Consider the following 11398-nt stretch of genomic DNA (forward strand, 5'->3'; position numbering starts at 1 on the left):
TACGGCCTGTTCATCCTGAACGTTTGCATCCTGCGCACATCGCCCGATGTGATAGCTTCTTCCTGAAGCGTCCCTGGTCATCCAGACCCGCCGAACATCCTGATCGGCTCTCGTTCTCCGTCCTGGAGGTGTCCTTTAACGCATCCTGCGCTTTCCACTTTGCTTCATCCTGAAGCCTTTCCTTGTAACACCATCCTGGCGTGTCCTGCTGAAGCGTCATCATCCTGACGTTCGCTTCGTTGTACGACTCCCTGTCGACGAAGATAGAATCGCCTGTTTCACCTTGTCTTACAAGACGCTTACAGACAATACCTTAAGTAAATTTTCATATGAAAGTGCGTAAAAACATTTTAACAGGTTGTTTTATATAGATTTATATAAGAAAACGGGGCTCAGTATCCGCTGATATCCTGGCGATCTCCTACAGACTTTGTAAGAGATCTCTCACACCCGTTAGGGCAAACGATTACAGAAGAGGATTAAGTTGCGTAAGGAATTCCGCAAGCGTTGCGGCAAGAACGGTACGATTACGGGTGCCCAGCGTTTCTTTAATCACCTCGCCGGACAGATTACAGACCGAAATGACCTCAAGCTCATTTTCCTGCGTCGCAATAAAAAGCGTGGGAGGAAGCTTGAGCCGCTTTTGCGTGACCAGGTGGCCTATCAGATTTTCCTGCACGCGCCGAAAGTCATCCTGACTCCAGGTTTGCAGTAGCGTAAGCTTTTCATCCGCAAACTGCGCGGGCATGTCGCCAGCAAACTGCGTGGTGTAAAACGCGTGGAGCGCAGGTTGTACCATAATATCAAAGGCGCGTTCAACCGCGTTTACATTTTCTTCGCCTTCAAAAGGCTGCGGCTGCCAGTAAACGGCATCGCGGGTTGAAGAAATAATGCACGGAGAAGGTACGCCATACAGTTCTTCGCTCAACGGCCAGCTACCGTGTTTTTCTTGCCACGCGTCGCAGTAACGCGTCGTAAAGGCTTTCAATGCCTGCGCTGTCAGTTCGTCCACCAGTTTCTCTCTTCATAAAAGCCAGGATACACTTGACGCATAGTGTATCTGGTTTATGACGGTGAAACATGTCTTCTTATGAAAACCATCAGGCTCTTGATGGCCTGACTCTCGGAAAATCAACGGATTACCGGGACAATTATGACGCCAGCCTGCTGCAGGGCGTACCGCGCAGTTTGAATCGCGACCCGCTCGGATTAACAGCCGATAATTTGCCGTTCCACGGTGCGGATATCTGGACGTTGTATGAACTTTCCTGGCTTAACAGCCAGGGTCTTCCGCAGGTCGCCGTCGGGCATGTCGAACTGGATTACACCAGCGTTAATTTAATCGAATCCAAAAGCTTTAAACTGTATCTGAACAGCTTTAACCAGACGCGCTTTGACACCTGGGAGACGGTTCGCCAGACGCTGGAGCGCGATCTGCGCGCCTGCGCGCAGGGCAACGTTAGCGTGAGGCTTCATCGTCTTGATGAGCTGGAAGGACAGCCTGTCGCCCATTTCCACGGCACCTGTATTGACGATCAGGATATCAGTATCGACAACTACCAGTTTACTACCGACTATCTGCAACATGCGGTCAGCGGCGAGAAGCAAGTAGAGGAGACGCTGGTCAGTCATCTGTTGAAATCCAACTGCCTGATCACCCACCAGCCGGACTGGGGCTCGATACAAATTCAGTATCGCGGGCGCAAAATCGACAGGGAAAAACTGCTGCGTTATCTGGTCTCCTTCCGTCACCATAATGAATTTCACGAACAGTGCGTAGAGCGTATTTTCAATGACATTCTGCGCTTCTGCCAGCCGGAAACGTTAAGCGTTTATGCGCGCTATACCCGCCGCGGCGGGCTGGACATTAATCCCTGGCGCAGCAATACCGATTTCGTGCCCGCCACGGGCAGGCTGGCGCGACAGTAATTTTTTTGTCAATTTTGCGTGCCGGATTGCGCATGTAAGGTTGTGAAAGGTCATCAGCCAGGGCTATTGTAATCAACAGGGAATGGCGTGTTGCGTCCCATAAGGAGTTTACTTGATTACACATATTAGCCCGCTTGGCTCAATGGATATGTTGTCGCAACTGGAAGTGGACATGCTGAAACGCACGGCCAGTAGCGACCTGTATCAACTGTTTCGTAACTGTTCACTTGCCGTTCTTAACTCCGGCAGCCTGACCGACAACAGCAAAGAGCTGCTGTCCCGCTTTGAAAATTTCGATATTAACGTACTGCGCCGCGAGCGCGGCGTGAAGCTGGAATTGATTAATCCGCCTGAAGACGCCTTTGTTGACGGGCGGATTATTCGTGCGCTACAGGCTAACCTGTTCGCGGTGCTGCGCGACATTCTCTTTGTGAATGGGCAGATCCACAATGCCGGTCGTTTCCAGCATCTGGATCTTGAAAGCTCAACACATATCACCAATCTGGTGTTCTCCATTTTGCGCAACGCCCGGGCGCTGCACGTCGGCGAAGCGCCAAACATGGTGGTATGCTGGGGAGGCCACTCAATTAACGAAAACGAGTACCTGTATGCCCGTCGCGTCGGCACGCAGTTGGGATTACGCGAGCTGAACATCTGCACCGGCTGCGGCCCTGGGGCGATGGAAGCCCCCATGAAGGGCGCGGCGGTCGGTCACGCGCAACAGCGTTATAAAGACAGCCGCTTTATCGGCATGACTGAACCTTCCATTATTGCGGCTGAACCGCCTAATCCGCTGGTGAACGAACTGATCATCATGCCGGATATCGAAAAACGCCTGGAAGCGTTCGTCCGTATCGCACACGGTATCATCATCTTCCCGGGCGGCGTGGGTACGGCGGAAGAGCTGCTTTATTTGCTGGGGATTCTGATGAATCCAGCCAATAAAAATCAGGTGCTGCCGCTGATCCTGACCGGACCAAAAGAGAGCGCCGATTACTTCCGCGTGCTGGATGAGTTTATTACCCATACGCTGGGCGAAGCGGCCCGCCGTCATTACCGCATCATCATTGATGATGCGGCGGAGGTAGCGCGGCTGATGAAGAAAGCGATGCCGCAAGTGAAAGAGAATCGCCGTGATACCGGCGACGCCTATAGTTTTAACTGGTCGATGCGTATTGCACCGGATCTGCAGGTACCGTTTGAACCGTCGCATGAGAATATGGCCAACCTGAAACTGTACCCGGATCAGCCGGTTGAGATTCTGGCGGCGGATCTGCGGCGCGCCTTCTCCGGTATTGTCGCGGGGAACGTGAAGGAGGTCGGGATACGCGCCATTGAAGCTAATGGTCCGTATAAAATCCACGGCGATCGAGAGATGATGCGTCGCATGGACGATCTGCTGCAGGGTTTCGTCGCGCAGCATCGTATGAAATTGCCAGGTTCCGCCTACATCCCCTGTTACGAGATCTGCGCTTAACGCTTATGCCCGGTTGCCGCCAGCAGCCGGGCGCTTCTCCCATTCCTTTCATTGCGGTACGGCAATTAACGTATGCCTTCATTTTTTATGATGATCATCAGAGGCATAGCCCGCATTGTTTTATAAACACCATTTATAATTCACCATAAATAGATTGCCAGGCAAACGTTTACCTCACTCCTCTTACCGTGATTTATCGGTCCAAACTCTTATTCTTCGCCAGAATCCACTAAAAACATTGATTTTTATAGTCAAACCTCCGTATCTTGCGCCCCAATCTTTCCGGCCTTATATCGTTAATGGTAGCCTTCGCGCCCGGAAATTCGTTATGACGTTTTTTTAATAGATTAATGGTCCAAATTTATCCATGTAAGAAGCGGATTATTGCATTTGAGATCGCGATCACTGATAGATTCATCAGTTAAATGTATCTTTCCGCCCGAAAATTATTACGGCGAAAAATTATATAAAAAGCGTCCTTAAGCAGATTTCATTTTACGATCAGGTCTTTTTTCATTGGATTAGACCAGCAACCTGATTTTTAGCATCCTCCAGGAGAAATAGATGGAAACCACTCAGACCAGCACTATTGCTTCGATTGACTCTCGAAGCGCATGGCGCAAAACGGATACCATGTGGATGCTGGGCCTTTACGGCACGGCTATCGGCGCGGGCGTTCTGTTCCTGCCGATCAACGCAGGCGTCGGCGGCATGATTCCGCTCATCATCATGGCGATTCTCGCTTTCCCGATGACCTTTTTCGCACACCGTGGTTTAACCCGCTTCGTGCTGTCCGGTAAAAATCCGGGTGAAGACATCACTGAAGTCGTTGAGGAACACTTCGGTATCGGCGCAGGTAAACTGATTACCCTGCTTTACTTCTTCGCGATTTACCCCATCCTGCTGGTTTACAGCGTGGCGATTACTAATACCGTGGAAAGCTTCCTGACCCACCAGTTAGCGATTAATCCGCCGCCGCGGGCGATTCTTTCCCTGATCCTGATTGTTGGCATGATGACCATCGTGCGCTTCGGCGAGCAAATGATCGTTAAGGCGATGAGTATCCTGGTATTCCCGTTCGTCGCTGCGCTGATGCTGCTGGCCTTGTACCTGATCCCGCAGTGGAACGGCGCGGCGCTGGAAACGCTGTCCTTTGATTCCGCCGCGTCTACCGGTAACGGTCTGTGGATGACGCTGTGGCTGGCGATTCCGGTGATGGTTTTCTCTTTCAACCACTCCCCGATCATCTCCTCCTTCGCGGTTGCGAAGCGTGAAGAGTACGGTGAAGGCGCTGAGAAGAAATGTTCTAAAATTCTGGCCTTCGCCCACATCATGATGGTGCTGACCGTGATGTTCTTCGTCTTCAGCTGCGTGCTGAGCCTGACGCCGGCAGATCTGGCAGCGGCAAAAGAGCAGAACATCTCTATTCTGTCTTACCTGGCGAACCACTTTAACGCGCCGATCATCGCCTGGATGGCGCCGATCATTGCGATGATTGCTATCACCAAATCCTTCCTCGGCCACTACCTGGGCGCGCGTGAAGGCTTTAACGGGATGGTGATTAAATCGCTGCGTGGTAAAGGTAAATCCATCGAAATCAACAAACTGAATAAAATTACCGCGCTGTTCATGCTGGTCACCACCTGGATTGTGGCGACGCTGAACCCCAGCATCCTGGGCATGATTGAAACCCTGGGCGGCCCGATCATCGCGATGATTCTGTTCCTGATGCCGATGTATGCCATCCAGAAAGTACCGGCAATGCGTAAGTACAGCGGTCATATCAGCAACGTATTCGTTGTGATTATGGGCCTGATTGCCATCTCCGCTATTTTCTACTCACTGTTCAGCTAAGTCCTTTAGCGCCGCTTACCGCGGCGCTTCTCTATGATACAACCGCAATGGATGCCCTATGATTAGCGTATTCGATATTTTTAAAATCGGCATTGGCCCTTCCAGTTCTCACACCGTCGGACCAATGAAAGCAGGCAAGCAGTTCACGGACGATCTGATTGCCCGCCATATTCTTACAGATGTCACCCGCGTCGTGGTGGATGTCTACGGCTCTCTGTCATTGACGGGTAAAGGCCACCACACTGATATCGCCATTATTATGGGCCTGGCGGGGAATCTGCCGGACACCGTCGATATCGACGCCATTCCGTCCTTTATCCAGGATGTGAACACCCATGGGCGTTTACTACTGGCCAATGGGCAGCATGAAGTCGAATTTCCGGTCGATAAGTGCATGAATTTCCACGCCGACAACCTGTCTCTGCATGAGAACGGGATGCGTATTACCGCGCTGGCGGGCGATAAAGTGCTCTACAGCCAAACCTACTACTCCATTGGCGGCGGCTTTATCGTCGATGAAGAGCACTTTGGTTTGACAAATAGCGAACCCGTTAACGTACCGTACCCTTACAAAACCGCCGCGGATTTACAGCGCCACTGCCAGGAGACGGGTTTGTCGCTCTCCGGTCTGATGATGCAAAACGAACTGGCTCTGCACAGTAAAGAAGCGCTGGAGCAGCACTTCGCCAGGGTCTGGGAGGTAATGCGCAGCGGTATTGAGCGCGGTATCACCACCGAGGGCGTATTGCCGGGCAAACTGCGCGTTCCGCGTCGCGCGGCGGCGCTGCGTCGGATGCTGGTCAGTCAGGATAAGACCACCACCGATCCGATGGCGGTCGTCGACTGGATCAATATGTTCGCGCTGGCAGTGAACGAAGAGAATGCCGCAGGCGGACGAGTAGTCACTGCGCCGACTAACGGCGCATGTGGTATTGTTCCGGCGGTGCTGGCGTACTATGACAAGTTTATCCGCGAAGTAAATGCTAACTCACTTGCTCGCTATATGCTGGTCGCCAGCGCGATTGGCTCGCTGTATAAGATGAACGCCTCTATTTCCGGTGCCGAAGTGGGTTGTCAGGGAGAGGTCGGCGTGGCCTGTTCCATGGCGGCAGCGGGTCTGGCCGAGCTGCTGGGCGGTAGTCCGGCGCAGGTGTGTATCGCCGCAGAAATCGCCATGGAGCACAATCTGGGGTTAACTTGCGATCCGGTTGCCGGCCAGGTCCAGGTTCCCTGCATTGAGCGTAACGCGATTGCTTCAGTCAAAGCGGTCAACGCCGCGCGTATGGCGCTGCGCCGTACCAGCGAACCGCGCGTATGCCTCGATAAAGTGATTGAGACCATGTACGAAACCGGTAAAGACATGAACGCTAAGTACCGCGAAACTTCGCGCGGCGGCCTGGCGATGAAGATCGTTACCTGCGATTAATTCTCAGCACATTTTAGGATCTGTAGGCCGGATAAGGCGCTCGCCGCCATCCGGCTTTTGTTTCCTGATGGCGCTTCGCTTATCAGGCCTACGGATAGCGCTATTTCGCAATGCTCGCCTCCCCCCGCCGTGAATGTTACCCTACGCGCAGGTTTGTAAGGGAGAACACCGTGGCTGCTCATCTGCTTATCGTCGACGCGCTCAATTTGATTCGCCGTATTCACGCCGTTCAGGGATCGCCCTGTGTGGAAACCTGCCAACACGCGCTCGATCAATTGATTATCCACAGCCAGCCAACCCATGCCGTAGCGGTATTTGATGACGACGCGCGCAGCAGCGGCTGGCGTCATCAGCGTTTGCCGGACTACAAAGCAGGACGTCCGCCGATGCCTGACGATTTACATAATGAAATGACCGCCCTACGCGCCGCGTTTGAACAGCGCGGCGTACGCTGTTGGGCATCAGACGGTAACGAAGCGGACGATCTGGCGGCGACGCTGGCGCTAAAAGTTACCGAAGCCGGACACCAGGCAACCATTGTGTCAACCGATAAAGGCTATTGCCAGTTGCTCTCTCCGGGATTGCGCATTCGCGACTACTTCCAGAAACGCTGGCTGGACGCGCCGTTTATTGAAAAAGAGTTTGGCGTACTCCCCCGGCAGTTGCCGGATTACTGGGGTCTGGCAGGAATCAGCAGTTCGAAAGTCCCCGGCGTTGCCGGTATCGGCCCCAAAAGCGCGACCCAGCTATTGATTCAGTTTCAAAATCTGGAGGGAATTTACGCCCATCTGGACGAGGTGCCGGAAAAGTGGCGCAAAAAGCTTGAGACGCATAAAGAAATGGCATTTCTTTGCCGCGATATTGCACGTCTGCAAACCGATTTACATATCGACGGAAACTTACAGCAGCTACGGCTGGCGCGGTAGTTTTGTTGCCGGATGGCGGCGTGAACGCCTTATCCGGCCTACAGGACTGCACGAAATGTAGAGCGGATAAGCGCAGCGCCATCCGGCAAAATTACCAGGCGATATGATACAGTTCGACAATGTCCGCCAGACTCGCTTCACGCGGATTCCCGCCCGTACAGACATCATCGAACGCCGCCTGCGCCAGCGCCGGGATATCCTCTTTTCGAACGCCGACATCACGCAAATGCAGCGGAATTCCCACATCGCGATTTAGCGTAAATACGGCTTCCACTGCGGCATTACGCGCCTCTTCAAGACTCAATCCTTCTACCTTCACCCCCATCGCCCGGGCGATATCACGGAATTTCTCGTTGGTAGACCCGGCATTGAAACGCATCACATGCGGAAGCAAAATAGCATTCGCGACGCCGTGCGGCGTGTTGTAAAACGCGCCCAACGGATGCGCCATCCCATGCACCAGCCCCAGCCCCACATTGGAAAACCCCATCCCGGCAACGTATTGCCCCAGCGCCATCGCCTCACCGGCCTCTTTTTCTCCGGCTACGGCGCCGCGCAGCGCGCCAGCAATAATCTCAATGGCTTTGATATGTAAGGCATCCGTCAGCGCCCATGCGGCCCGGGTAATATAGCCTTCAATAGCATGGGTTAGCGCATCCACGCCCGTTGCCGCTTTCAGCGCGGGCGGCATACCGTCCATCATATCGGCATCGATAAATGCCGCCTGCGGAATATCATGCGGATCGACACAAACGAATTTGCGCCGTTTCTCTTCATCGGTAATCACATAATTGATAGTGACTTCCGCCGCGGTTCCCGCCGTTGTCGGGATCGCCATAATCGGCACGCTGGGTTTACGGGTCGGCGATAGCCCTTCCAGACTGCGCACATCGGCAAATTCCGGATTGTTACTGATAATACCGATCGCTTTGCAGGTATCCTGCGGAGAACCGCCGCCAATGGCGATGAGATAGTCCGCGCCGCTTTGGGTAAAGACCTTAAGCCCTTCCTGGACAACGGAAATCGTAGGATTAGGGATCACGCCCGCATAGATCTCCCACGCCAGCCCTGCGGCATCCATTCTGCTTGTCACTTTATCGACCACACCGCATTGCACCAGCGTTTTATCGGTAACAATCAGCGCTTTATGATAACCGCGGCGCGTCACCTCATCGGTTAATGCGTCCACCGCTCCCCGGCCAAACCATGCCGTTTCATTCAGAATCATTCTGTTCGCCATCGCCTGTCTCCTGACATCACTCTTCAATACGTAACCCGTAAGTTTTAAATTTCTCCAGTACGATAGCGATCGCCTCGTCATCCAGTACCGGTACCGGATCGACAATGGCCAGCGTACTTAAATAGAGCTGCGCCAGCACTTCCACTTCATGCGCCAGCCACAACGCTTTGTCTAAATTTTCTTCACAAGCGATAAGCCCGTGATGCTGTAACAGCGTCGCTTTACGATTTTTAAGCGCCACGGCAACATGGTCAGAAAGTTCGCGGGTGCCAAAAGTGGCGTAGGGCGCGCAGGGAATAGAGTTTCCTCCTGCGGCGGCAATCATGTAGTGAATCGCCGGAATCGGGCGATTCAGGATCGAGACTGCCGTACAATGGACAGCGTGGTTATGTACCACGGCATTGGCGTCAGGGCGCGTCTGGTATGCCGCCATATGAAAACGCCACTCGCTGGAAGGCAGCTTGCCCTGCTCATGCTGACCGTCAGCATCAATAAAAACAATGTGCGACTCTGTCAGCTTCTCGTAGGGGATCCCCGTCGGCGTAATCAGCAATCCGCCCTGATAACGTACGCTCACGTTACCTGCCGTCCCCTGATTTAACCCTAACCGCGTCATTTCCAGACAGGTATCAATAATCTGCCGCGCCAGTCTATTTCGTTCCATTATTTACCTCTCTCTGTGATTCAAAATGAGACAACAAAACCGCCTTTCGCATCGCGCTGCTGTCCTGTTGAAATAATCGAATAGTTAGCAACTATCATCATACTGAATAAAGAGAAGGGAATTTAAATAACGATATTTTGTGATTCACATCAATTAATTCGCCACGATAAACCAGACGCCTACCGTTTCTCTCGCCGATAAATGCCCGCTCTTAATAATATTTTTTAAAACGGGCAAAAATGAAGAATAAGTTACTACTGCCCGTTTTCGTGGCAATAATTTAATTCGGGCATTCAGTCTGTGGTTTTTTAAATTAAACATCTCAAACGGTCATTTTTTTATGGAAATTAAAGTGATGATAATCACAGAACGCTCTGCTCTCAGGTATAAATGTGACCGCCATCATATTAAAAGGCCTTTTTTATTTGAAAATGAATCCATGAGTTCATTCCGGACGCCAATTTATTACCGGAAAGAAAAGCGAACTCACCTAATTTTACGGTCTGGTGACCAGAACCGACCGCACGCAAAAGCTTCTGAACCGATGAGGATGCTATGGGAAACACAACAATACAAACGCAGAGTTTTCGTGCTGTGGATGCAGAGCAAAGCAAGAGCAAGCGCTACATTATTCCATTCGCCTTACTTTGCTCGCTATTTTTTCTGTGGGCCGTCGCCAATAATCTGAATGACATTTTATTACCGCAGTTTCAACAAGCTTTTACGCTAACTAACTTTCAGGCTGGGCTTATTCAGTCAGCCTTTTATTTCGGTTATTTCGTCATTCCAATCCCCGCTGGGATTTTGATGAAAAAACTCAGTTATAAAGCAGGGATTATCACCGGGCTTTTTTTGTATGCTGTTGGCGCCGCATTATTCTGGCCTGCCGCTGAGATAATGAATTACACATTATTTTTAATTGGCCTGTTTATCATCGCCGCCGGTTTAGGCTGCCTTGAAACTGCAGCCAACCCTTTTGTTACGGTATTAGGTCCAGAAAGCGGCGGACATTTCCGGCTTAATCTGGCGCAAACTTTTAACTCCTTTGGCGCTATTATCGCCGTTGTGTTTGGGCAAAGCCTTATTTTGTCTAACGTGCCGCATCAATCGCAAGAAGCGCTTGATAAAATGACGCCGGATCAGCTTAGCGCCTATAAACACAGCCTGGTGTTATCGGTACAAACGCCATACATGATTATCGTCGCCATCGTATTAGTAGTTGCGCTGCTGATTATGCTGACCAAATTTCCGGCCCTGCAAAGTGACGATCATAGCGATGCTAAACAAAGCTCTTTCTTATCTTCTCTCTCCCGACTCATCCGTATCCGCCACTGGCGCTGGGCGGTGCTGGCGCAGTTCTGCTACGTGGGGGCGCAAACCGCCTGCTGGAGCTATCTGATCCGCTACGCCATTGAGGAGATCCCTGGAATGACGCCCGGTTTCGCCGCCAACTACCTGACCGGCACGATGGTGTGCTTCTTTATCGGCCGTTTCACCGGGACCTGGCTTATCAGCCGCTTCGCGCCGCATAAAGTGCTGGCCGCCTACGCCCTGTTTGCCATGCTCCTGTGTCTGATTTCCGCCTTTAGCGGCGGACATATCGGCCTGCTGGCGCTGACGTTGTGTAGCGCATTTATGTCAATCCAGTACCCGACCATCTTCTCGCTGGGTATCAAAAATCTGGGACAGGACACTAAGTACGGCTCGTCTTTTATCGTCATGACCATCATTGGCGGCGGTATTGTCACGCCAGTAATGGGCTTCGTTAGCGACGCCGCAGGCAAAATCCCGACCGCCGAACTGGTTCCGGCATTGTGCTTTGCCGTCATCTTCATTTTTGCCCGTTTCCGTTCACAAGCGGCGACAAACTGAACATTTATCC

Annotated in this window: 9 protein-coding genes; 6 read left to right on the forward strand and 3 right to left on the reverse strand. The window is 52.1% G+C overall.

Annotated features, from left to right (window positions below):
• Positions 1-466: 466 nt before the first annotated feature.
• Positions 467-1012, reverse strand: a complete 546-nt coding sequence (gene syd, locus ACLJQJ_RS11535) for a SecY-interacting protein (protein ID WP_000343990.1) — start codon at positions 1010-1012, stop codon at positions 467-469.
• Positions 1013-1080: 68 nt separating this feature from the next.
• Here syd and queF point away from each other — a divergent pair, with 68 nt between their 5' ends.
• The 5 genes from queF (at position 1081) to xni (ending at position 7612) form a co-directional block, all read left to right on the forward strand.
• Positions 1081-1929 (forward strand): NADPH-dependent 7-cyano-7-deazaguanine reductase QueF, encoded by an 849-nt coding sequence (gene queF / locus ACLJQJ_RS11540; RefSeq protein WP_000100463.1) that lies wholly within the window; start codon positions 1081-1083, stop codon positions 1927-1929.
• Between the two features lie 112 nt (positions 1930-2041).
• Complete coding sequence (gene ppnN / locus ACLJQJ_RS11545) at positions 2042-3406, forward strand: nucleotide 5'-monophosphate nucleosidase PpnN (protein ID WP_000627973.1); 1365 nt, start codon at positions 2042-2044, stop codon at positions 3404-3406.
• A 564-nt stretch (positions 3407-3970) separates the two neighbouring features.
• Complete coding sequence (gene sdaC / locus ACLJQJ_RS11550; RefSeq protein ID WP_000450462.1) at positions 3971-5260, forward strand: HAAAP family serine/threonine permease SdaC; 1290 nt, start codon at positions 3971-3973, stop codon at positions 5258-5260.
• A gap of 58 nt (positions 5261-5318) precedes the next feature.
• On the forward strand, positions 5319-6686 hold the full coding sequence (gene sdaB / locus ACLJQJ_RS11555; protein ID WP_000626381.1) for an L-serine ammonia-lyase II: 1368 nt from the start codon (positions 5319-5321) through the stop codon (positions 6684-6686).
• A 170-nt stretch (positions 6687-6856) separates the two neighbouring features.
• Entirely contained in the window at positions 6857-7612 is a 756-nt protein-coding gene (gene xni / locus ACLJQJ_RS11560; protein WP_063808801.1) for a flap endonuclease Xni, read from the forward strand.
• Between the two features lie 91 nt (positions 7613-7703).
• Here the strand turns inward: xni and fucO are convergent, their stop codons facing one another.
• Complete coding sequence (fucO, locus tag ACLJQJ_RS11565) at positions 7704-8852, reverse strand: lactaldehyde reductase (protein WP_000013564.1); 1149 nt, start codon at positions 8850-8852, stop codon at positions 7704-7706.
• A gap of 16 nt (positions 8853-8868) precedes the next feature.
• On the reverse strand, positions 8869-9516 hold the full coding sequence (fucA, locus tag ACLJQJ_RS11570; RefSeq protein WP_000440819.1) for an L-fuculose-phosphate aldolase: 648 nt from the start codon (positions 9514-9516) through the stop codon (positions 8869-8871).
• A 555-nt stretch (positions 9517-10071) separates the two neighbouring features.
• On the opposite strand from fucA, the gene fucP reads away from it, so the two are divergent.
• On the forward strand, positions 10072-11388 hold the full coding sequence (fucP, locus tag ACLJQJ_RS11575) for an L-fucose:H+ symporter permease (RefSeq protein ID WP_000528622.1): 1317 nt from the start codon (positions 10072-10074) through the stop codon (positions 11386-11388).
• Positions 11389-11398 lie beyond the last annotated feature (10 nt).

The organism is Salmonella sp. SAL04202 (assembly GCF_046550775.1).
In the GTDB taxonomy this organism is placed as follows: Bacteria; Pseudomonadota; Gammaproteobacteria; order Enterobacterales; family Enterobacteriaceae; genus Salmonella; species Salmonella enterica.